The sequence below is a fragment of the Kluyvera georgiana ATCC 51603 genome (genome assembly GCF_001654985.1).
Classification (GTDB): Bacteria; Pseudomonadota; Gammaproteobacteria; order Enterobacterales; family Enterobacteriaceae; genus Kluyvera; species Kluyvera georgiana.
On sequence record NZ_LXEU01000065.1, the window covers coordinates 21,231 to 42,662 of the forward strand.

The 21,432-nt window shown below is 56.2% G+C and carries 19 protein-coding genes; 8 read left to right on the plus strand and 11 right to left on the minus strand.

Features of this window, described 5'->3' with window-relative positions; all coding sequences use genetic code 11:
* Positions 1-72 precede the first annotated feature (72 nt).
* Positions 73-426, plus strand: coding sequence for a DUF4156 domain-containing protein (locus tag M989_RS15870; RefSeq protein ID WP_064546805.1), 354 nt, complete (start codon positions 73-75; stop codon positions 424-426).
* A gap of 43 nt (positions 427-469) precedes the next feature.
* Here M989_RS15870 and yjeJ read toward each other — a convergent pair whose 3' ends face one another.
* Positions 470-1,333: a YjeJ family protein gene (gene yjeJ, locus M989_RS15875; RefSeq protein ID WP_064546807.1), complete on the minus strand. Its 864-nt coding sequence runs from the start codon at positions 1,331-1,333 to the stop codon at positions 470-472.
* A 148-nt stretch (positions 1,334-1,481) separates the two neighbouring features.
* Complete coding sequence (gene epmB, locus M989_RS15880; protein ID WP_064546809.1) at positions 1,482-2,510, minus strand: EF-P beta-lysylation protein EpmB; 1,029 nt, start codon at positions 2,508-2,510, stop codon at positions 1,482-1,484.
* Between the two features lie 40 nt (positions 2,511-2,550).
* Here epmB and efp point away from each other — a divergent pair, with 40 nt between their 5' ends.
* From efp to sugE, 3 genes are all read left to right on the plus strand, one after another.
* Positions 2,551-3,117: an elongation factor P gene (gene efp / locus M989_RS15885; RefSeq protein WP_003855940.1), complete on the plus strand. Its 567-nt coding sequence runs from the start codon at positions 2,551-2,553 to the stop codon at positions 3,115-3,117.
* 168 nt (positions 3,118-3,285) lie between these two features.
* Positions 3,286-3,432, plus strand: coding sequence for a lipoprotein toxin entericidin B (gene ecnB / locus M989_RS15890; RefSeq protein ID WP_064546811.1), 147 nt, complete (start codon positions 3,286-3,288; stop codon positions 3,430-3,432).
* Positions 3,433-3,571: 139 nt separating this feature from the next.
* Positions 3,572-3,889 carry a quaternary ammonium compound efflux SMR transporter SugE gene (gene sugE, locus M989_RS15895; RefSeq protein ID WP_064546813.1) on the plus strand — a complete coding sequence of 106 codons (318 nt, stop codon included), beginning with the start codon at positions 3,572-3,574 and terminating at the stop codon, positions 3,887-3,889.
* A 116-nt stretch (positions 3,890-4,005) separates the two neighbouring features.
* On the opposite strand, the gene frdD is transcribed toward sugE, so the two are convergent.
* Genes frdD through frdA form a run of 4 tightly spaced genes read right to left on the minus strand, consistent with a single transcriptional unit; the run spans position 4,006 to position 7,296 of the window.
* Positions 4,006-4,362: a fumarate reductase subunit FrdD gene (gene frdD / locus M989_RS15900; protein WP_064546815.1), complete on the minus strand. Its 357-nt coding sequence runs from the start codon at positions 4,360-4,362 to the stop codon at positions 4,006-4,008.
* 10 nt (positions 4,363-4,372) lie between these two features.
* The gene (gene frdC, locus M989_RS15905) at positions 4,373-4,768 is read right to left on the minus strand and encodes a fumarate reductase subunit FrdC (RefSeq protein WP_064546818.1); all 396 of its coding nucleotides are present in this window, start codon (positions 4,766-4,768) and stop codon (positions 4,373-4,375) included.
* A 10-nt stretch (positions 4,769-4,778) separates the two neighbouring features.
* Positions 4,779-5,513, minus strand: a complete 735-nt coding sequence (locus M989_RS15910) for a succinate dehydrogenase/fumarate reductase iron-sulfur subunit (RefSeq protein ID WP_064546820.1) — start codon at positions 5,511-5,513, stop codon at positions 4,779-4,781.
* Complete coding sequence (gene frdA / locus M989_RS15915) at positions 5,506-7,296, minus strand: fumarate reductase (quinol) flavoprotein subunit (protein WP_064546822.1); 1,791 nt, start codon at positions 7,294-7,296, stop codon at positions 5,506-5,508. Before frdA ends, M989_RS15910 begins: the two co-directional genes overlap by 8 nt.
* 311 nt (positions 7,297-7,607) lie before the next feature.
* On the opposite strand from frdA, the gene epmA reads away from it, so the two are divergent.
* Together epmA and yjeM are read left to right on the plus strand one after the other, a co-directional pair.
* Positions 7,608-8,585, plus strand: coding sequence for an elongation factor P--(R)-beta-lysine ligase (gene epmA / locus M989_RS15920; RefSeq protein WP_064546824.1), 978 nt, complete (start codon positions 7,608-7,610; stop codon positions 8,583-8,585).
* A 225-nt stretch (positions 8,586-8,810) separates the two neighbouring features.
* Positions 8,811-10,313, plus strand: a complete 1,503-nt coding sequence (gene yjeM, locus M989_RS15925; protein ID WP_064546826.1) for a glutamate/gamma-aminobutyrate family transporter YjeM — start codon at positions 8,811-8,813, stop codon at positions 10,311-10,313.
* Between the two features lie 76 nt (positions 10,314-10,389).
* Here yjeM and M989_RS15930 read toward each other — a convergent pair whose 3' ends face one another.
* Both M989_RS15930 and M989_RS15935 read right to left on the minus strand, forming a co-directional pair.
* Positions 10,390-12,483, minus strand: a complete 2,094-nt coding sequence (locus tag M989_RS15930) for a glycoside hydrolase family 36 protein (RefSeq protein ID WP_064546828.1) — start codon at positions 12,481-12,483, stop codon at positions 10,390-10,392.
* A 21-nt stretch (positions 12,484-12,504) separates the two neighbouring features.
* Positions 12,505-13,743, minus strand: coding sequence for an oligosaccharide MFS transporter (locus tag M989_RS15935; protein WP_064546830.1), 1,239 nt, complete (start codon positions 13,741-13,743; stop codon positions 12,505-12,507).
* A gap of 247 nt (positions 13,744-13,990) precedes the next feature.
* Between M989_RS15935 and M989_RS15940 the strand changes: the two genes are divergently transcribed.
* Positions 13,991-14,989, plus strand: coding sequence for a LacI family DNA-binding transcriptional regulator (locus tag M989_RS15940; RefSeq protein WP_064546841.1), 999 nt, complete (start codon positions 13,991-13,993; stop codon positions 14,987-14,989).
* 119 nt (positions 14,990-15,108) lie between these two features.
* Here the strand turns inward: M989_RS15940 and mscM are convergent, their stop codons facing one another.
* The 3 genes from mscM to rsgA form a co-directional block, all read right to left on the minus strand.
* Complete coding sequence (gene mscM, locus M989_RS15945) at positions 15,109-18,432, minus strand: miniconductance mechanosensitive channel MscM (RefSeq protein WP_064546832.1); 3,324 nt, start codon at positions 18,430-18,432, stop codon at positions 15,109-15,111.
* A 20-nt stretch (positions 18,433-18,452) separates the two neighbouring features.
* Positions 18,453-19,415 (minus strand): archaetidylserine decarboxylase, encoded by a 963-nt coding sequence (gene asd / locus M989_RS15950; RefSeq protein ID WP_064546834.1) that lies wholly within the window; start codon positions 19,413-19,415, stop codon positions 18,453-18,455.
* A gap of 119 nt (positions 19,416-19,534) precedes the next feature.
* Entirely contained in the window at positions 19,535-20,590 is a 1,056-nt protein-coding gene (rsgA, locus tag M989_RS15955) for a small ribosomal subunit biogenesis GTPase RsgA (protein ID WP_065356634.1), read from the minus strand.
* Positions 20,591-20,697: 107 nt separating this feature from the next.
* Between rsgA and orn the strand changes: the two genes are divergently transcribed.
* Entirely contained in the window at positions 20,698-21,243 is a 546-nt protein-coding gene (gene orn, locus M989_RS15960; RefSeq protein ID WP_064546838.1) for an oligoribonuclease, read from the plus strand.
* Positions 21,244-21,432: the final 189 nt, after the last annotated feature.

Below are 21,432 nucleotides of genomic sequence, written 5' to 3' on the forward strand. Positions count from 1 at the left end.
TTTGGTCATCTTTTAGGTATAAGGTTTACACGCGGACGACATGCGTCCAGCTCATTGATTGTGGGGAATAACATGCAGGTAAAATTTTTAGCAGGGATTGTCGGCGCGGCATTGCTGTTAGCGGGCTGTAGCTCTACCACCGAGCTGAGCTCAGCCGGTCAGAACGTGCGCTTTGTCGAAGATAAGCCGGGCGCAGAATGCCAGCTTCTGGGTACTGCTAACGGTGCGCAGAGTAACTGGCTTTCCGGCCAGCAGGGCGCAGAAGGCGGCTCAATGCGCGGTGCGGCAAACGCGCTGCGTAACCATGCGGCCGAAATGGGCGGCAACGTGATTTACGGTGTCAGCAGCCCGACGCAAGGCATGCTCTCAAGCTTCGTGCCGACCGACAGCGAAATGAACGGTCAGGTCTATAAGTGCCCGAACTGATTCGCGCGTAGCGCCCCCGTCACTCTTTCGGGGGCGTAGTGCATCAGGCTTTTTCTGCGTTTTTTTCTGCGCTTTGCTGTAGCTGATACAGCGCCTGCATACAGGCATCCGCCGTGAAGGTTTTACGTTTGTCAGAAGAGAGCGCTCTGACAAAAACCTGGCACGGTAAGCCCGCTATTTTCTTCAGCCTTGGGCTGTAATCCAACAGTCGACGGGTGACGGCTTCGACGTCTTTAGTGCCCGGCCTGCTGCGCGTTTTAATCACCGTCCCGCTAAACTGCGTTTTCCCTTCGGTATCGGTATAACGATAGACAACCGCCAGATGGTGAACGAACAGATTGCGTTTCCAGGCCGGATGGTCGTAAGAGTCATATTCCAGGTTACCGCCTGCCTTGCAGTCCACGTCGTATAGCGGCAGGAAATCTAACATCGAAGAGATACGCAGCGACAGCTCGTTCATTCCCGCGTTATTGATGGCATGGACCATCACGGTCACCATCAGTTCGATTTGCAGCAGATCAACGACCAGCTCGACCTTTTTGCCTGAATGCAACGTCAGGGTGAACACCTGGGTTTCATGGTCATCATGCGTGAGTGAGAGGGCGTCGACGCGCAGATTCACGTCGGCATGCTCCAGCACCTCACGCTGAAGCGCCGGGATATTCTGGTGCATTTTCTGGACGGCTTTATCGCGCGCCTTTTCGTAGCGGCTGCGCTCGTCAGCGTTGAGCAGAGGGATCTGTGCGAGGCGGTATTCGAGGGCGATAAACAGGTCTTTCAGGACGATAGCGGGCAGGAAGAAAAGAGACTCTTTGTTACGCGGCTCTTTCACTTTCAGGGCCAGTGCAATGAAATTATTTTCCTGACGAATGACGCCTGCGTTAATACCTTTGATGGAAATAGACAAACGGTTCTCCTTAACCATTTTTTAGTTAAATGTAGTTATTTAACTTATTGATTTGGTTTATTTTTAATGCGGTCTGAATCGTTAAAATAACACAGGCCTTAGTGATGTCCAAAAAAAAGGCAGACCGAAGTCTGCCTCTTTATCTCGTTTATCGCTGACGTAGCTGGAGATCCAGCGGCGTTTTACTTGGCTCGCCGCCAATTTCCCGCGCCAGCTTTGGCACCATATAGCCTGAGACCAGCGTCAACAGTTCCCGCATAATCTCTCGCGCTTCGTCGTCGCTGACGAGGAAATGCGCCGCACCCTGGACTTTATCCAACACGTGCAGGTAATAGGGCATTACACCGGCATCGAACAGAGCGTTACTGAGGTTTGCCAGCGTTTGAGCATTATCGTTCACGCCGCGCAGTAGTACGCTCTGATTGAGCAACGTCACGCCGATACGGCGTAGGCGCGACATGGCTGTACGGAACTCAGCGTCGATCTCGTTGGCGTGGTTGATATGGTTCACCAGCAAAATCTGTAACGGTGAACGTTCGAAACGTGCGACCAGCGTATCGGTGATGCGCGCCGGAATAACGATCGGCAAGCGGCTATGGATACGCAGGCGCTTAATGTGCGGAATGGCTTCCAGTTGGGTGAGTAGCCAGTCGAGCTCGCGATCTTTCGCCATCAGCGGGTCGCCGCCGGAGAAGATGATTTCGTCGAGCTCAGGATGCGCGCTCACGTAGTCCAACGCCGCCTGCCAGTTGCGTTTATTACCCTGATTTTCGGCATACGGGAAGTGACGACGGAAACAATAGCGACAATTTACCGCGCAGCCGCCTTTGACCAACAGCAGGGCGCGGTTATGGTACTTGTGCAGTAAACCGGGTACGACGCTGTGCTGTTCTTCCAGCGGATCGGTGGAGAATCCCGGCGCGGCCACAAATTCCTCTTGTGCCGTAAGTACCTGACGTAAAAGAGGATCGTCAGGGTTTCCTTTCTCCATGCGCGCGACGAACGCACGCGGCACGCGCAGGGCAAAAAGACGCTTAGCCTCACGGCCTGCGAGCAAATTTTCATCGGCGTCTATATTCAAAAGACGGAATAGTTCATCCGGATCGGTGAGAACATCGGCAAGTTGTATCAACCAATCTTCTCTGGATGGGGTATTTAGGGTTACAATATGCGCCATTTTGTGGCTTAGCTACCATTTAACAATTTCAGAGGGCCTTATGGCGACTTACTATAGCAACGATTTTCGTGCTGGTCTTAAAATCATGATGGACGGCGAACCGTACGCGGTTGAAGCCAGTGAATTCGTTAAACCAGGTAAAGGTCAGGCGTTCGCACGCGTTAAGCTGCGTCGTCTGCTGACCGGTACCCGCGTTGAGAAAACCTTCAAGTCTACCGATTCCGCTGAAGGCGCTGACGTTGTAGATATGAACCTGACTTACCTGTACAACGACGGTGAGTTCTGGCACTTCATGAACAACGAAACCTTCGAACAGCTGTCTGCTGATGCGAAAGCGATCGGTGATAACGCGAAGTGGCTGCTGGATCAGGCCGAGTGCATCGTGACCCTGTGGAACGGCCAGCCGATCGCCGTCACTCCACCGAACTTTGTTGAACTGGAAATCGTGGAAACCGATCCAGGTCTGAAAGGTGACACCGCAGGTACTGGCGGCAAGCCGGCGACCCTGTCCACTGGCGCAGTGGTTAAAGTTCCGCTGTTCGTCCAGATTGGCGAAGTGATCAAAGTTGATACCCGCTCCGGCGAATACGTATCTCGCGTGAAATAATTCATGCTTTGATCCGTTCGGCGCAGCAGCCCTGCTGCGCCAGCCATCCCCCTTTCGTTTTGCCGCTTCGTCTTAGTCTGAAAAAAATCGCTCAAATCCAACATCCTGAGTGAAGTTGTCTATGCTTATGAAGCAAGATAACGAAAACTGGCTTTTAAGGATGACATTATGGTGAAAAAAGCGATTGCAGCATTTTTTACGGTTCTGGTTCTCTCCTCTGCTCTGACCGCCTGTAATACGACCCGAGGCATTGGCCAGGATATTTCAGAAGGTGGTAGCGCGATTTCTGGGGCAGCAACCAAGGCGCAGCAATAAATCCATAGTGACGGTACAACAGCGTGTTGTACCGTTGTTTTTCGTGTCCTATACTGCCTGTGTTTTTTCTAACACCTTGCGGGACGACCCGTAAGCGTATCTCTCATCCGGGGACGGCCCCATCGTTATGGAGCCAACTATGTCCTGGTTAATTCTCTTTATTGCTGGTCTTCTTGAAGTGGTCTGGGCCGTTGGCCTGAAATATACCCATGGGTTTAGCCGGCTGGTGCCGAGCGCGATTACCATCGTGGCGATGGTCGCCAGTATGGCGCTGCTGTCGTGGGCGATGAAAAGCCTGCCGGTGGGCACCGCCTATGCGGTCTGGACGGGAATTGGCGCGGTAGGCGCGGCGATTACCGGTATTCTGCTGCTGGGTGAGTCCGCCAGCCCGATGCGTATCGCCAGCCTGGCGCTGATTGTGGTGGGGATTATTGGCTTAAAGATCAGCGCACATTAAGGTTCTGGCGGCCATCGTAGGCCGGATAAGGCGTAGCCGCCATCCGGCAATCTGCGCCAGGCTGCCTGATGGCGCTGCGCTTATCAGGCCTACAGACCTGGCGCAGCGCCAGGATTTTAGATAAACAGCACGCCGACCAGTGTCACCACCGTCAGAATGGCTGCCAGACCGTAGAATACCCATTTGCCGTTAGGCACATGGATTTTCAGGTCATGCATCGCATGGTGAATACGGTGTAAACCGCACCACAGCGGCAGGACGATCATCAGGAAGATAAACGCGCGGCCAATCAGACTCTGAGCGAAGCCCAGTACGCGCTCGTAGCTGAACGCATCGCCGGAAGCCATTAGTGGCAGCAGGATGCCAACCAGCAGCACCATGACCGGCGCGATGATTGCGCTCCACATGCCGCCCGCGCCGAACAGGCCCCAGAAAACCGGCTCATCGGAACGTTTTGGATTAGGGTTAATCATGCCAGTCTCCTTACCAGAACAGGGCGATAAACAGAATCACCACGCTGACCACGGCGGTCACCACCCAAAGCCCTTTGATAATCGGCTCCGGCCCCATTTTCTCGCTTTTCACGATGATATTGGCGGCTTTTGGCGCCAGTTCAAACCAGGTTTTGGTGTGCAGCAGCGCGGCGGCCAGGGTAATCAGGTTTAGCACCACTACGATTGGGTTTTGCAGAAAGCCCACGTAGCCCGCCCAGCTTTCCGCGCCGTGCTTCAGTGCAAACAGGCCGTAGATCAGTACGATGCTGAACCACACCGTTGGCACCGCCGTGCCTTCACGCAGCATATAGAAGCGATAAAACGGCAGCTTTTTCCACCAGGTGGACGGCATTGGCCGTACATAGGGTTTGCGTTTAGTCGTCATCATGCACTCCTTAGCGTGGTTTCAGGGTAGCAATAAGAAAGTCTTTCGAGCTTTCCACTTTCCCCTGCTGAATAGCGGCGGCCGGATCGACGTGTTTCGGACACACTTCAGAGCAGTAGCCAACAAAGGTACAGGTCCATACGCCATTCTGGCTGTTCAACTGCGCCATGCGTTCTTTCTTACCGTGGTCGCGGCTGTCTTCGTTGTAGCGATGCGCCAGGGTAATCGCTGCCGGGCCGATGAACTCAGGGTTCAGGCCAAACTGCGGGCAAGCGGCATAGCACAGACCACAGTTGATGCAGCCGGAGAACTGATGGTACTTCGCCATCTGCGCCGGGGTCTGGGTGTTCGGCCCCTGTTCCGGCGTGCGCGGGTTGCCAATAATATACGGCTTGATGGCCTCCAGACTCTCGATAAAGTGGGTCATATCGACCACCAGATCGCGCTCGATCGGGAAGTTAGCCAGCGCTTCCACCTTTATGCCTTTCGGATATTCACGCAGGAAAGTCTTACAGGCGAGTTTCGGCACCTTGTTGACCATCATGCCGCAGGAGCCGCAGATCGCCATACGGCATGACCAGCGATAGCTCAGGTCCGGCGCGAGGTTATCTTTGATGTAGCCCAGCGCGTCAAGCAGCGAGGTTTGCTCATCGTAAGGCACTTCATAGAAGGCGCTGTGCGGCGCGCTGTCCACTTCCGGGTTGTAGCGCACGATTTCAACTTTTAACTTTTGCATCTCAGCCATTCGCCGTCTCCTTCTTCTCGGCCGCTTCGGCTTCCGCGCCGTACACGCGTTTTGCCGGTGGCAAGGTCGTTATCTTCACATCGCTGTAGTCGAGGCGGGTGGTGCCATCAGCGTCGCGGAAGGCGAGGGTATGCTTGAGGAAATTGACGTCATCACGTTCGGTGCAGCCTTCGTCCAGACGCTGGTGCGCGCCACGGGACTCTTTACGCGCCATAGCCGAGTGCGCCATACATTCGGCGACGTTCAGACCGTGACCCAGTTCAATGGTGTAGAGCAGGTCGGTGTTGAACACGCTGGAGGTATCGGTAATGCGTACGCGTTTGAAACGCTCCTGTAGCTCGGCCAGCTTATCGATGGTTTTCTGCATCAGCTCTGGCGTACGGTAGATACCGCAGCCTTCTTCCATCGACAGGCCCATTTCATCACGGATTTTCGACCAGTTTTCGTTGCCTTCCTGGTTCACCAGCGCTTTCAGGCGGCTTTCAATGTCGCTGACCTGCGCGTCCAGCGCGCTACCGTTGGCTTCACCAGCTGTGGCCGCGCGAGCCATCGCCTGCTCACCGGCCATGCGGCCAAAGACCACCAGTTCCGCCAGCGAGTTGGAGCCGAGACGGTTAGCACCATGTAGGCCGACGGAGGAACATTCGCCGACGGCAAACAGCCCTTTAATGCGGGTTTCACACTGCTGGTCGGTTTCGATGCCGCCCATGGTGTAGTGCGCGGTTGGACGGACAGGAATGGGATCTTTCACCGGATCGACGCCCACGTAGGCTTTCGCCAGCTCGCAGATAAACGGCAGACGCTCCAGCAGCTTTTTCTCGCCGAGGTGGCGCAGATCGAGGTAGACCACGTCGCCGCGCGGCGTCGGCACGGTGTTGCCTTTGCGCCATTCGTGCCAGAAGGCCTGTGAGACTTTGTCGCGCGGACCCAGTTCCATATATTTGTTCTTCGGCTCGCCGAGCGGGGTTTCCGGGCCCATGCCGTAGTCCTGCAGGTAGCGGTAGCCGTTTTTGTTGACCAGAATACCGCCTTCACCACGGCAGCCTTCGGTCATCAGAATGCCGGAACCCGGCAGACCCGTTGGGTGATACTGAACGAATTCCATGTCGCGCAGCGGGACGCCGTGGCTTAACGCCATGCCCATACCGTCGCCAGTGACGATGCCGCCGTTGGTGTTATAACGATACACGCGGCCCGCGCCGCCGGTCGCCATGACCACCGCATTGGCGCGAATCTGCACCAGCGTGCCTTCCATCATATTCATCGCCACCAGGCCACGGGCCTGACCGTCGTCGACCAGAATGTCGAGGACGAAGTGTTCATCAAAACGCTGGATTTGCGGGAACTGCAAGGAGGTCTGGAACAGGGTGTGCAGCATATGGAAGCCGGTCTTGTCGGCGGCAAACCAGGTGCGTTCAATCTTCATTCCGCCGAAGCGGCGAACATTAACGCTGCCATCAGGACGGCGGCTCCACGGACAGCCCCACTGTTCTAGCTGGGTCATTTCGGTTGGGCAGTGGTGGACGAAGTAATCCACGACATCCTGTTCGCAAAGCCAGTCGCCGCCGGCGACGGTGTCGTGAAAATGGTACTCGAAGCTATCATGGTCCTGTGCAACGGCGGCGGAACCGCCTTCTGCGGCCACGGTGTGGCTGCGCATAGGATAAACTTTTGAGATCAAAGCAATTTTGGCTTTCGGGTTGGCCTGAGCGGCTGCGATAGCAGCGCGTAGTCCCGCTCCGCCTGCGCCTATAATGGCAAGATCGGCTTGAAAGGTTTGCACGACATTCCTCCAGATTATTGTTATTTCACAACACGCTACGTGGGGGGATATCACGTGGCCTGCGCAAAAACGTTTCCACTGCTCCTTTATGGGTAAAGCAGTATACCCGCCGGGTTGATGGGGAAATTTGATGTGTTCGATTTTTTTGTCGTTATGTGCGCTTTATTTATCACTGTAGCTGATGAATTACGTTCTGGAATTACCTAAGGAAATCTTCTGTTCCACACGATGAGAAATTACTGAGCAATATTTGTGTCATGTGCCGCTTGCGGGTAGACTTCGTGCCCTTGTCTGAAATCGGAGAAAAAACCATGAGCGAGACGGCAACCTGGCAGCCGAGCGCATCCATTCCTAACCTGTTAAAACGCGCGGCGTTGATGGCGGAAATCCGTCGCTTCTTTGCCGATCGCGGCGTACTGGAGGTGGAGACGCCCTGCATGAGCCAGGCGACGGTGACTGACGTACATCTGGTCCCGTTTGAGACGCGTTTCGTCGGTCCGGGTCATTCCCAGGGGATAAACCTTTATCTGATGACCAGCCCGGAATACCACATGAAGCGCCTGTTGGCAGCGGGATGTGGCCCGGTATTTCAGCTGTGCAGAAGTTTTCGTAACGAAGAGATGGGGCGTCACCATAACCCGGAATTCACCATGCTGGAGTGGTATCGTCCGCACTTCGATATGTATCGCCTGATCAACGAAGTGGACGATCTGCTGCAGCAGGTGCTGGAGTGTCAACCGGCGGAAAGTCTCTCTTATCAGCAGGCGTTCCAGCGCCATCTGGAAATTGACCCGCTGTCGGCGGATAAAACCTTGCTGCGCGAAGTGGCGGCGAAGCTCGACCTGAGCAACGTGGCGGATAACGAAGAAGACCGCGATACCTTACTGCAACTGCTGTTTGCCTTCGGCGTTGAGCCGCATATTGGCAAAGATCGCCCGACGTTCGTTTATCACTTCCCGGCAAGCCAGGCATCGCTGGCGCAGATTAGCGCTGAAGATCATCGCGTTGCTGAGCGCTTCGAGGTGTACTTTAAAGGGATGGAGCTGGCGAATGGTTTCCACGAGCTGACCGACGCTCGCGAACAGCAGCAGCGTTTCGAGCAGGATAACCGCAAACGCGCCGCGCGCGGCCTGCCACAGCAGCCTATCGATCAAAACCTGCTGGATGCATTGGCAGCCGGTCTGCCGGACTGTTCCGGCGTGGCGCTGGGCGTTGACCGTCTGATCATGTTGGCGCTGGGCGTCGAGACGTTGTCCGAGGTGCTGGCGTTTAGCGTGGATCGGGCATAAGTTCGATAACTTCCTATTTTCCAAAATAAAATGGCGCTTTATGCGCCATTTTGCAGTCATATCATCCCTAAATCCCTCTTATGGTCACAAGAAAGTTCTGGTTATTTGCTATCATCCGGCCAGCACATTCTCGCGTCGATTTCCCACTGCCTTGTCTCTGACAAGTTTGCAGTGCGTAGCCCTGTCGACGTGTAAAAAAACGATCCAGAGTTAAGGGAAGGTCAAATGACCCCATCAATAAAAAAGATGAGCCTGATCGGTCTCATCCTAATGATATTTACGTCCGTTTTTGGTTTTGCCAATAGCCCATCCGCGTTTTACCTGATGGGATATAGCGCCATCACCTGGTATATATTTTCAGCATTATTATTTTTTATTCCATTTGCCTTAATGATGGCTGAGATGGGGTCGGCCTACCGCAAAGAAGAGGGCGGGATCTATTCCTGGATGAATAACAGCGTAGGCCCACGCTATGCGTTTATTGGCACCTTTATGTGGTTCTCTTCTTACGTTATCTGGATGGTCAGCACTTCCGCGAAAGTGTGGGTGCCGTTTTCAACCTTCCTGTTTGGTTCGGACATGACCCAGCACTGGGGCGTTGCGGGGTTGCAATCGACCCAGGTCGTGGGCCTGCTGGCCGTCATCTGGATGGTCCTGGTCACCACCGTGGCGGCGAAGGGTATTAATAAAATCGCCCGTATTACCGCCGTGGGCGGTATCGCCGTGATGTGTCTTAATTTAGTTTTATTGTTAGTCAGTATTGCGATTTTGTTATTAAACGGCGGTCACTTTGCCCAGCCGATTAATTTCACCGCTTCACCAAACCCTGGTTACCAATCTGGCCTGGCGATATTATCGTTTGTGGTCTTCGCCATCTTTGCCTACGGCGGTATTGAAGCGGTGGGCGGTCTGGTGGATAAAACCGATAAGCCGGAAAAGAACTTCGCCAAAGGGATTGTATTCGCTGCAATTGTTATTTCTATCGGTTATTCACTGGCGATTTTCCTGTGGGGTGTGAGCACCAACTGGCAGCAGATTCTCAGCGACCGTTCGGTGAACCTCGGCAATATTACCTACGTGCTGATGACCAGCCTCGGTTCTACGCTGGGTAACGCGCTGCACCTGTCGCCGGAAGCGGCGGCAACCGTCGGCGTGTGGTTTGCACGCATTACCGGGCTGTCGATGTTCCTCGCCTATACCGGCGCATTCTTTACCCTCAGCTATTCACCGCTGAAGGCGATTATTCAGGGCACGCCGAAGGCGCTGTGGCCGGCTTCCATGACGCGACTGAATGAAAACGGCATGCCGTCGACGGCAATGTGGATGCAGTGCGTGCTGGTGAGTCTGTTTATCCTGCTGGTGTCGTTTGGCGGCGATACCGCATCAGCGTTCTACAACAAACTGACGCTGATGGCGAACGTGTCGATGACCTTGCCGTACCTGTTCCTCGCGCTGGCCTTCCCGTTCTTTAAAGCGCAAGCGGGCCTTGAGCGTCCATTCGTGATTTTCAAAACCAAAGTCTCGACGCTGCTGGCAACCAGCGTGGTGGTGCTGGTGGTGACTTTCGCCAATATCTTCACCATTATTCAGCCGGTGATCGAAGCAGGGGACTGGAGTAGCGCAATGTGGATGGTTGGCGGGCCGATCTTCTTCTCGCTGCTGGCGATGGCGATTTATGAAAACTATCATCGCCGCGTCAACGTTCAGCCGAGTCTGGCGACGGAATAATGCCCGATGGCGCTACGCTTATCGGGCCTATGATACAACGGTAGGCCGGGTAAGCGCAGCGCCACCCGGCAGGCTGTTAATGCATAATCTCAAAAATCGCCGCCGAACGTGGCGGCATCGTGACCGTTAATACGTCATTGTCCCAGGTTGTCGTATGCTGCATGGTAGACGGATAACCCTGAACCACTTTACCCTGTAACCCGGTCAGCGGCAGCGCGCAGCTTTCCTGCGTACCTTCGCGCCGCCACACTGCCAGCCACACTTTTCCATCCTCGGCCTGCATCCCCAGCGCCACCCACTCGTCGGTGAAGCTCGATAGCCCCAGCGGCCAGAACGGCAGCGCTGTTTTTAGCTGTTGACGTAGGGTTTTGTAGTAGCGAATTGCGTCCTGCACCTGATGGAACCCCTGTTCGGACAGTTCTGCCAGGTGGCCGCTTTGATGAATACGCAGTAGCATGGCCGAGACCTGGTTGAAGATCACCGCCTGTTCGTCATCGTCGCGCAGCGGATAGGACCAGATCGCCGCCTGTTCCGGCGTCACCGCCGTCGGAGCGTTGGCGGCGATGGTGGCGTATTTAAGGTAATCTTCCTGATCGCTGGTGGACTGAATCGAGCAGCGGCTCAGTAGCGCGTAGTCCATGCGCAGGCCGCCGCTGCCGCAGTTTTCAATAATCAGCTGCGGATAACGGGCAAAGACGGCGTCCAGCCACGCCAGATACGCGCGGTTGTGTTTAAGCAGGCCGTCACCGACGCTGTCGGCGTATTGCTCGGTACCGATCCCCGGTTCGATGTTGTAATCCATTTTGATGTAGCCCACGCCGTATTCGGTGACCAGACGGTCAATAACCTCGTCGGCGTGGCGCAGTACCGCCGGACAGGTGAAGTCCAGCTGGTAGCGGCTGCGGTCAAACACCCTCTTGCCGTGGCGCATAAAGAACCAGCTGTCGTCGGTTTCCGGCAGCTTTGGCGACTTCACGCCCATCACTTCCAGCTCCAGCCACAGGCCGGGGATCAATCCTTTCTCGCGGATGTAGCCAATCACGTACTGAATGCCTTCCGGGAAACGTTCGGCGCTCGGCAGCCACTGACCCACGCCGTTCCACCATTCGCCTTTGTCATACCAGCCGCAGTCGATGCAAAAGTATTCCGCGCCCGCTTCGGCGGCGGCATCGATAAGCGGCAGCAGCTTCGCGGTGGTGGGGTCGCCGAACAGGCAGTTCATATAATCGTTAAAGATGACGCCCAGTCGCTGATTATCGTCGTTAATGCGACGGGTGCGGCGGCGGTACTGCGTGAGGGTTGCGATGGCGTCGGTAAAGCCCGATTGTGTCACGCCTACCGCCACCGGCACCGAGCTGAACTCATCGCCTGGCCGTAGGTGCTTAAACCAGTGATGGTAAAACTCGTTCGGCCCGCCGATTTGCAGGTACAGATGGTTAGCCTGATCGCCAATTTCCCAGTGCCAGGAGCCGTTGTGCTCAATCTGCCAGAACAGACCTGCGCCAGTGTGCTTATCTTCAAGGTAGCCCATAGGCAGGTATTCTTTGCTCGACCATGCCCCGGTGTTGGTGTAGTGCAATGGCTTGGATGAGCGCTGTAGTCCCTTCTGAATGCATGGCATAAAGCCCAGTTCGTCGAAGGTATATTGCCGCCACTGCAGCTCGCGGGTCCAGCTGTTGTGGGGAATGTGCAGGCTAAAGTTGTCGCCCCAGTTTTTGGCGCTCTCTTTCTCAATGCCGTTAATCACAAAGCTGGAGAGGTACTCAACGGTAAACGGCGCATTGCCCTGGTTGCGGATGACGCTCCAACTGCGCAGCAGTGAGAGGCGGGTATAAAACTGATAGTGTACCTCTACCTCGGCGGCGGTATGCATGTCGAATAGCGTAAATACCAGCTTGCGGCCATCGACGTTGCGGGTATCTTGATGCTGGCGATAGCGAAGCGTATAGCCCGGCGCGGTGGCGGTGAAGCCCGCGCCGTGGCGCTCCAGCGGCTTATCAAGGCCGGAGATATTGACCTCCACCAGGTTAAAACGCGACAGTTCATCGGCGTTGTGGCCGAGGGTTTTGGCATCGAACGGTAGGGCGGAAAAGTGCAACAGGCGCGCCCGGTCTTGTAAATCAAAGACCATGGTGATGCCGTTTTCAATCACGGTAAATAAGGCTGACATAGCGGCTCCTGAATGACAGAGTTAAGCCACAGGCGCGGGTTGCAGCACCCGGTTGCCTGAAAGCGTAAAGACGGAAATAGCGGTGAAGCACAGGGCGATGGCGCCAAGGATGGTGTAGGACTCTTTAAAACCCATCACGTCGTACATGTTGCCGATGGCAGTGCTCATAAAAATCTGGCTGAACTGTTTGGCGAACTGGAAGCCAATCAGGTAGACGGTGGCGGAGAGCCGCCAGTCGAAGTTGGCCGAGATGTATTTCAGCGTGGCGATAATCAGAATTGAACTTTCAAAGCCGTGCAGCAGCTTCATGGTAGATATCAGGATCGGGCCAGTGGCCATCGCGCTGCCGATGATGCGAAACGCCATGATAAAGCCGCAGTAGAGCAGGGCGTTTTTCGGCCCGATGCGGTTGACAATCGCCGGGGCGAAGAACATGGTCAACGCGTCGAGGAAGATTTGTACCGTGTAGAGGTAGCCAAACACTTCCGCGCCGCGTTCACGGGTTTCGAAGAAGCTGCTGTAGTAAACGGCAAACTGCTGATCATAGGTTTCATACACCGCGCCGACGCCCACCATATAGAGCACCAGGAACCAGAAGCGGCGGGTTTTCAGCAGGGCGAACACGTCGCCGCGGTCGATCTTCAGCCGCTGTGGATTCAGCGCGTCCATGCCGCCCTGTTGGCCCGGACGGAAGAAGCACAGTAGCGCCGCCAGCACCAGGCCAGCGCAACTGGCCATGATAAAGATATAGTCGGGATTGATGGCGAACAGCTTGCCGGAGATAAAGGTTCCGACCGCCGCGCCGATGCCGCCCCACATTCTGGCGCGGCCAAATTCGAAGCCTTCGAGGCGCGAGACTTTATCGATCCACGCTTCGCAAATTCCACAGCCGCAGCCAAACGCCAGGCCGATAAACGCGCCGCCCGCCAGTGCCCCGGCGATAATGTTGATTTTCAGCAGCGGCGCGAAAACGAAGATCCACCACGGCGCGAAGGCGACCATCAGACCGGCCAGCATCCACATCAGATGCTTACGGAAATTCAGCTTGTCGGCCAGTATGCCGAAAACCGGCTGGAAGACTACGGCCACGATGGCGATGCAGGTATACACCATGCCGACTTCCGTGGAGTCGATGCCGATTTTTTCCGTGAGCCACAGCGAAAGCCAGGGGAAACAGGCGCCCCAGCAGATGAAGAAAAAGAGAAACCAGATGCTGGAGAGCAGGTAGTTCTCTTGTTTAACACCCTTTGCCAGTAACATATAAAACCTCATTTTTAGTAAACAAGATATTGTTACTTTAAAAATTAACCTATCCTCAGGGAAAGGGAGCGGTTGGCGAAGCGTGAATACGATCATGTTTAGCCGCGATATGAGCAATATGTTTCATGCAGATAGCGGCATTATCCATACGTAGCAGCGCGTTGACGTGGGGACTGGAAATCGGTCATTGCGGTGAAAAGCGCATAAAACTATAGTGAACAAAAATTTGTTTCTTTTTGGGAGCATCATGACGAAGCCGGTCAGGATCAGAAGTATTGCCGAGGCGTGCGGGCTTTCCGTTGCTGCGGTGTCCCGGGCGCTGAAAGGGCAGCCGGGGCTTAAAGAGGAGACTCGCCAGCGGGTGATGGCGGTGGCACAGGAGATGGGGTATGACTTTTCCCGTCTACGCGGCGATAAGGTAAAACGAGTGCTGTTTTTGCTCCATCGTCAGCATGATATCGCCCGCGCGCTGCCGTTTTACTCGCTGTTGCTGCTGGGGGTGGAAGATCACTGCCGCGAAAAAGGGATCGCGATGAGTTTTCTGTCGATCGGCCCGGGCGACAACGTTGAGGAGCAGATCGCACTGCATCATCCCGACGCGCTAATCTGCGCAGGCTACTTTGAAAGTACGCTGATTATGGCAGTACAGAAAACCCAACTGCCAATGGTGCTGGTTGACCTGTGGGCGCCGGGCTTGCCGTGCGTTAACGTCGATAATCAGCGTGGCGGCTATCTGGCGACACGTCACCTGATAGACACGGGTCGCAGGAGGATTGCTTTCCTCGCCAGCACGGCCACGCACTACAGTATTCGCCAGCGTGAGAAGGGTTACCGTCAGGCGCTGTACGAGTCGAAAATGATAATGCCGCCGGAGTATGAAGTGATCGCCTCGCCGCTGGTGGATACCAGCCAGTCGCTGATCGCGGCGATGAATGAGCTGCTGTCGCTGACGGAGCCGCCGGACGCTATTTTTGCCTACAACGACGTGACGGCGATTGCCGCGATGAATATCTGCGAACAGCGCGGCTTCCGTGTTCCGCAGGATATCGCGATTGTCGGCTTTGACGATATTGAACCCGCCGCCTGGAGTCGTCCGGCGCTAACGACCATCGCGGTAGATAAACATCAGTTGGGCTACCGGGCGGTAGGGCTACTGCTGGAAGAGGCCACGGCGGCGGATGAGATGTTACCGGTGGCGCTGGTGGTGAGAGGCAGCACAGGCAAAGTCAGGAAGAGCGCTCAATAAACAATAAGCACCTAACGGTGCTCTTGCCCCTTTGGGGAGAGGCATTCCGGCACAGAGCTAAACCCTCACCCCAGCCCTCTCCCTTTTCAAGGGAGAGGGGGGCGCACCGCTCCCCTCTGTCACAGGCTGCCCGGCTTGCGGCTGGCGCGGCCCGTTGAGGTCAGCGTGGTGGCGGATTTCTTACCGTTCAAACTTTCCAGACGCATCTGGAACGGCGGGAACGGCATATCAATGCCGTGCTCACGGAAGCCCGCCAGAATCAGCTGATGCAGTTCGTGACGCAGCGGCATACGGTGGCCCATCTCGGCGGCGTAGATACGCAGCTCGAAAATCTGAATTCCCTGCTGTAAATCCACAAGGAACGCTTCCGGCGCGGGCGTATCGATCACCAGCGAGCAGCGGTGTGCGGCGGTTAACAGGATTTGCGCTACCTCTTCGCTGTTGGCATCCGACGGGGCCGGAATGCTCAGCACCACGCGGGTCACCGAATCCGACAGCGACCAGTTGATAAACTGCTCGGTGATAAAGGCCTTGTTCGGCACGATAATCTCCTTGCGGTCCCAGTCGCTGATGGTGGTGGCGCGGGTGTTGATTTTGGTCACGCTGCCGGTGAGGTCGCGAATGGTGACCGTATCGCCAATACGAATCGGCTTCTCAAACAGGATGATCAGGCCAGAGATAAAGTTGGCAAAAATCTCCTGTAAGCCAAAGCCGAGACCCACACCGAGCGCGGCGACCAGCCACTGCAGCTTCGACCACTCAATCCCCAGCAGCGAGAAGCCCATCAGCCCGCCAATCATCATCAGGATGTATTTGGTGATGGTGGTAATGGCGTAGCCGGTGCCCGGCGTCAGCGACAGGTGCTGCAGAATCGCCAGCTCCAGCAGCGCGGGGAGGTTACGCACCAGCTGAGTGGTGATAATCAGCACTAAAATGGCGATGAGCACGGCACCGAGGGTAATGGGTTCAATGCTTTCCACGCCCTGCACCGTTGAGGTCACGTCCCACAGCGAAATGTTCTCAAGGAAGCCGAACGCTGAGTGGATTTCCGACCACAGGATAATCACCGACACCAGCGCGATCAGCATCAGAATGGAGCGTACCAGGCGCAGCGACTGCTCGCTGATGGTATCGAGGTTCACTTCGCTCACCTCCTGCTCGGCAGACCCTTCCAGGCTGGTGGCATGCGTCTCTTCCTCACCGCGGGCGCGGTGCGCCAGCATTTCGGCACGCTTGTGTTTCGCGCGATCAAAGGCCAGACGGCGGCGCTGAATCAGCATCCAGCGGCGGATCACGTGGTAAATCACCAGCAGCAGGAACCAGATAGCCACCGATGTCTCCAGACGCGCCAACAGAGCCTGCGCGGTGGCGAGATAGCCGACGGCGGCGGCGAAAATGGCGACCAGCGGCGCGCCGGTCATCAGGTTCCACAGCAGCAGGTTGATCCGGTTGTCGCCGCTGCCTTCTTTGTCGAGATAGAGCGGAATCCCGGCACGCTTCAGGCTGAGAGTGACCACCGCCAGCGCGCCGCAGATCAGGATAAAGCACAGCCTACCGAGCGATGCGGAGAACTCACGGTCGTTGAGATTATCGAACATAATCAGCGCCATAATCAGCGGCACGATAAGTCCGATACTCATCAGGTAATAGCGCATGGCGCGGGCCACGCGGAGCTGCGGCCAGCCAAAGTGAACAATAAACAGGCCGTTGGTGCGAGCGAAGGCAGCGCAAATCATCACCACCCACAGGAGCGGCACGGTAGCGGTGACGCCGTCGCCTATCGCCACGGCAAGCGGGTAGGGCCACGCCTCCTGGAGACCATAGCCCAGCGTCGCCCACAGCACCGGCAGCGGTGATGCCACCAGAATCGACCAGAACACCGTGCGCATGGTCAGCCAGAAGTGGTCCTGGGTGACTTTGCCGACGCGGGCGCTGGAACGCTCCAGGAAACGCGTGAAGTGTTTTCTCGAGCTGATGCTGAAGCCCACCAACAGCAGCGCTCCGAAGAGCGGGAACAGCGTCTGACGGCTGGTGAGCATCATCATGGTGGCCTTGCCGAGCTGGCTGAAGGTGTCCAGCGAGATCAGACGACGCAGATCCTGCACAATTTCAATCGGCCAGCTGAAATCGATAGGCCGCACGTCGGAGGTCCAGAACAGATAGCGGTGGGTGGCTTCGTTCACCTCTTTGAGCGCGTCTTCCAGCTGGCTGTTGGAGACTTTCAGCTTGGTTAGCTCAAGAATCAGCGTGTCGCCGCCCTGCAGCAGCGAGTTCAGCAGCTCGCGCTGGGTTCGCAGTTGGGCTTCAAGAATGCGGTTTTCTTCGCTGGTCAGCGGCTGGCCGTCGGTCTGGCGAATTTGCCGCAGCTGCGGCTGCTTATTGAGCAGGTCCTCATAACGTAAACGGTGAACGCGCAGCTGCGCCATCTCGGTATCAAGCTGCTGCGGCTTCGGCATTTCCGGCAGACGCGCAACCTGCGCGCGCAGGGCTTCACCCAGCAGATTCGAGGAACCAAGCCACTGAGACTGCTCGCGCAGAGTGTTCAGCGCCTGGCGTACCTGCAGCGTCTGATTAGCCGCCTGGCGCTGCTGGGAGGCGACCAGGTCCATGCGCTGCGCCTGCTGGTTTAACGCCTGGGAAAGCTCACGGTTGATTCTGAACTGTTCAACGATGCTGGCCGGCAGGTTCTCGCTGTTTTCTGCCAGCAATTCGGTGCTTTCCAGTGCCCGTTCCGCTTCGCGCTGGCGCTGACTGTTGAGCTGATTGCGTAAAGCTTGCAGGTAGGCGTCGAGCTGTTCGCCCTGCTTTTGCGCCAGCTCTGAGCGCATGCGCGCCAGCTCCTGGCGATTGTTGGCGGAAAGCTGCGCCAGCTCCAGCTCATCAACCAGCGCCTTCAGCTTGCTGGCGTCGGCCTGTAGGCTCAAATTTTGCGCCTGCGCCAGCGGCGTATTGCCGGTCTGGGTGCCGATACGGCGTTCAACGTCGTTGAGCTGGCGGCGGGCGTCGGTCTGCTGCTGCGGAAGCTGGTTGAGGGAGTCGGCAATATCGCGGGCGCGTTCCTGTTCCTGCTGGGCCTGACGGCTTTTTTCCAGCAGCTGGCTGCTGACCTGCAGAATCTCCTGGTTCAGCGCGTCGGTGCTCATGCCGTCCGGCACCTGACGCGGTTCATCGCGCAGATTGTTGAGCTGATTACGCAGCGTCTGGGAGAGTTTGGGGAAGTTGTCGATGACCTGCTGGTACTGCGCGGCACGCTCGAGCGAGCCTTTTTGCTCCTCCAGCGCGGTGAGGGCGCTTTGCAGCGCCTCGACGGTATCAGGCTGAGCGGGCTTCGCCGCTTTCGCCTGTTCTAATTCCTGGGCAATTTGCCGGGCGTTGGGGGCGGTCGCTGCGAACGCCCCCTGGCTGAGGCACCAGGCCATCAGTAAAGTGATAATCAGGCGCACGTCAGACCCTTATTTGGCTATTAGCTTTTTTCTTGCGTGTCGTCAGCCTGCGGGGCGACGTCCTGCTCTACAACCGTTTCTGCTACGGGTTCTACAACCGCTTCCGGTTCGGCTACCGCTTCGGTAGAGACAGCCAGCGGCTCGCCCAGACGGGTAACGGAGAGATTTTGCAGATGTTCGACCAGCGTGACTTTGCCCGGTGCAAACAGGTTGATCACCGTAGAACCCAGCTTGAAGCGGCCCATCTCCTGGCCTTTCAACAGTGCAACGGAACCTTCCTGATCGCCTGCCGGGTAGGTCCAGCGTTTGATGATGCCTTCGCGCGGCGGTGTGACGGTGCCGGCCCACACGGTTTCGATGCTGCCAACGATGGTGGCACCCACCAGAATCTGCGCCATCGGACCAAATTCGGTATCGAACAGGCAGATAACGCGTTCGTTACGCGCAAACAGGTTCGGTACGTTCTGGGCGGTCAGGTGGTTGACGGAGAACAGATCGCCCGGCACGTAGATCATCTCGCGCAGGATACCGTTGCACGGCATGTGGACGCGGTGATAGTCGCGCGGCGACAGATAGGTGGTGGCGAAGGTGCCGTTGCGGAAAAGGTCGGCCATGATGTAGTTGCCGGCCAGCAGCGCTTCCAGAGAATAGTTGTGGCCTTTCGCCTGTAAAATTTTGTCGTCTTCAATGGCGCCAAGCTGGCTGATCGCGCCGTCGGCTGGCATGACCAGCACGCTCGGGTCGGTGTTGACCGTGCGGACGTCTTCACGCAGCGGGCGAACGAAGAAATCGTTAAAGGTGCGGTAGCTGGCGGTATCCGGCTTCTGCGCCTCTTTCATATCGACCTTGTAGAACTTCACGAACAGATCGATAACCAGTTTGGTCAGCCATCCCGCTCGTTTGCTCGCACCCCAGCCTGCGAGACGCGTAAGCCACAGTTTAGGCAGAATGTATTGCAGTGAAAGTTTAAACGAGTTTAACAAGGTAGCCTCCAGGCCATTATGTGTCGATCCTGATCCAACGCCAGGCGTTGGATCTTTAAAGAAAAGCGGCCGATTCTAGCGAGAGTTGACGCAAATGTCAGTCGGCAAAATCATAGTTCTCAATTATCGATGTCTGAAAAGTTTTTACGCGTTTTTACCTGCGCCATGGTTTCCAGAATGCGGTGATAATTTTCAAAACGGGTCTCGGCGATCTTCCCTTGCTCAACGGCTTCGCGGATGGCGCAGCCGGGGTCGGTATCGTGCTTACAGTCGCGGTATTTACAGTGGCCGAGGTAGTCATGGAATTCGACAAACCCGTTGGTGATTTGTTCCGGGTCGAGGTGCCACAGGCCAAATTCACGCACGCCGGGGGAGTCAATCACGTCGCCGCCGTGCGGGAAGTGATACAGGCGCGCCGCCGTGGTGGTGTGCTGGCCCAGACCTGAGACATCGGAGACGTCATTGGTCAGAATGCGGTCGTCGTTCAGCCCCAGCAGGGCGTTCAGCAGGCTCGATTTTCCGACGCCAGACTGCCCGGCAAAAATGCTGATGCGGTTAGTGAGCGCTTCTTCCAACGGTTTCAGGCCATCCTGAGTATGGCTGGACGCCATCAGAACGGTATAGCCAATCTTGCGGTAGATATCCATCTGCTCGTTGACGAACGCCATGCCCTCATCGTCCAGCAGGTCAATTTTGTTCAGCACCAGCAGCGGCTCGACGTTAAGCGTTTCGCAGGCCACCAGATAACGGTCGATAATATTCAGCGACAGCTCCGGCAAAATGGCTGAGACGATGACGATCTGATTGATATTGGCGGCGATCGGCTTCACGCCGTCGTAAAAGTCCGGGCGGGTGAGTACCGAGGTACGCTCGTGAACCGCTTCGACGATCCCTTTTACGTTGACGCCTTCAGCAGCGGCTTTCCCCGGGCGCCAGACCACGCGGTCGCCGGTCACCAGCGAACGGATAGTACGACGGATGTTGCAGCGGTGGGTTTCGCCATCGGCGGACTCCACGTCGGCGTGCATCCCAAAGCGGCTGATGACGATGCCTTCGGCGGCTTCGCCAAACAGATTATCGTCGTAATCGGGCTTCTCCGCGGCTGTTGTCAGGCGGCGCTGGTGGTTAGCCTTAACGCGGCGCTGCTGACCTTTGGAGAGTTTATTTTTACTCAATCGTGCTGACTCCTGGTCGCCCATGTTGGGCAAAACCTCTATGATACACGCTAATTAATACTAGTTAACCTACCGCGGCAGGTATGACAAGAAGGGTGGAAAATAACATGAGTGCAGATGAAAACAACCTGATTTGGATCGATCTGGAGATGACTGGCCTGGATCCCGAGCGCGATCGCATTATTGAAATCGCGACGCTGGTGACCGACGCGCAGCTCAATATCCTGGCGGAAGGGCCAACCATTGCGGTCCATCAGTCTGATGCTCAACTGGCGCTGATGGATGACTGGAACGTACGGACGCATACCGGTAGCGGCCTGGTGGATCGCGTGAAGGCGAGCACGCTGGGCGACCGTGAAGCCGAACTGGCGACGCTGGAGTTCCTGAAGCAGTGGGTACCGGCGGGCAAATCGCCGATTTGCGGCAACAGCATCGGCCAGGACCGTCGTTTCCTGTTTAAATACATGCCGGAGCTGGAAGCCTACTTCCACTACCGCTATCTGGACGTGAGCACGCTCAAAGAGCTGGCGCGCCGCTGGAAGCCGGAGATTCTGCCGGGCTTTAAAAAGCAGGGCACTCACCAGGCGATGGATGATATCCGCGAGTCGGTGGCGGAGCTGGCCTACTATCGTGAGCATTTTATTCAACTTTAAGGTGTAAACGGGATGAATCGGCGTTAAAATAATCAACTTGCCGATTTATCCAGCAGTTGAACGGATTTTTTAAAAAATCGCTTCAGGGGGGGTTGCAGGGGAAAAGAATTCTCGTATAATGCGCCTCCCGTAACGAAGCAGAAATGCGAATTACGACAGCAACAAAAATTGCCAGATTTTGCGGGAATA

What these genes read in the sequence shown, in the direction of transcription:
- M989_RS15870 (WP_064546805.1), top strand. Translation starts at nt 73, where the DNA reads ATGCAGGTAAAATTTTTAGCAGGGATTGTCGGCGCGGCATTGCTGTTA.
- epmB (WP_064546809.1), bottom strand. Translation starts at nt 2,510, where the DNA reads ATGGCGCATATTGTAACCCTAAATACCCCATCCAGAGAAGATTGGTTG.
- efp (WP_003855940.1), top strand. Translation starts at nt 2,551, where the DNA reads ATGGCGACTTACTATAGCAACGATTTTCGTGCTGGTCTTAAAATCATG.
- ecnB (WP_064546811.1), top strand. Translation starts at nt 3,286, where the DNA reads ATGGTGAAAAAAGCGATTGCAGCATTTTTTACGGTTCTGGTTCTCTCC.
- sugE (WP_064546813.1), top strand. Translation starts at nt 3,572, where the DNA reads ATGTCCTGGTTAATTCTCTTTATTGCTGGTCTTCTTGAAGTGGTCTGG.
- frdD (WP_064546815.1), bottom strand. Translation starts at nt 4,362, where the DNA reads ATGATTAACCCTAATCCAAAACGTTCCGATGAGCCGGTTTTCTGGGGC.
- frdC (WP_064546818.1), bottom strand. Translation starts at nt 4,768, where the DNA reads ATGACGACTAAACGCAAACCCTATGTACGGCCAATGCCGTCCACCTGG.
- M989_RS15910 (WP_064546820.1), bottom strand. Translation starts at nt 5,513, where the DNA reads ATGGCTGAGATGCAAAAGTTAAAAGTTGAAATCGTGCGCTACAACCCG.
- epmA (WP_064546824.1), top strand. Translation starts at nt 7,608, where the DNA reads ATGAGCGAGACGGCAACCTGGCAGCCGAGCGCATCCATTCCTAACCTG.
- yjeM (WP_064546826.1), top strand. Translation starts at nt 8,811, where the DNA reads ATGACCCCATCAATAAAAAAGATGAGCCTGATCGGTCTCATCCTAATG.
- M989_RS15930 (WP_064546828.1), bottom strand. Translation starts at nt 12,483, where the DNA reads ATGTCAGCCTTATTTACCGTGATTGAAAACGGCATCACCATGGTCTTT.
- M989_RS15935 (WP_064546830.1), bottom strand. Translation starts at nt 13,743, where the DNA reads ATGTTACTGGCAAAGGGTGTTAAACAAGAGAACTACCTGCTCTCCAGC.
- M989_RS15940 (WP_064546841.1), top strand. Translation starts at nt 13,991, where the DNA reads ATGACGAAGCCGGTCAGGATCAGAAGTATTGCCGAGGCGTGCGGGCTT.
- orn (WP_064546838.1), top strand. Translation starts at nt 20,698, where the DNA reads ATGAGTGCAGATGAAAACAACCTGATTTGGATCGATCTGGAGATGACT.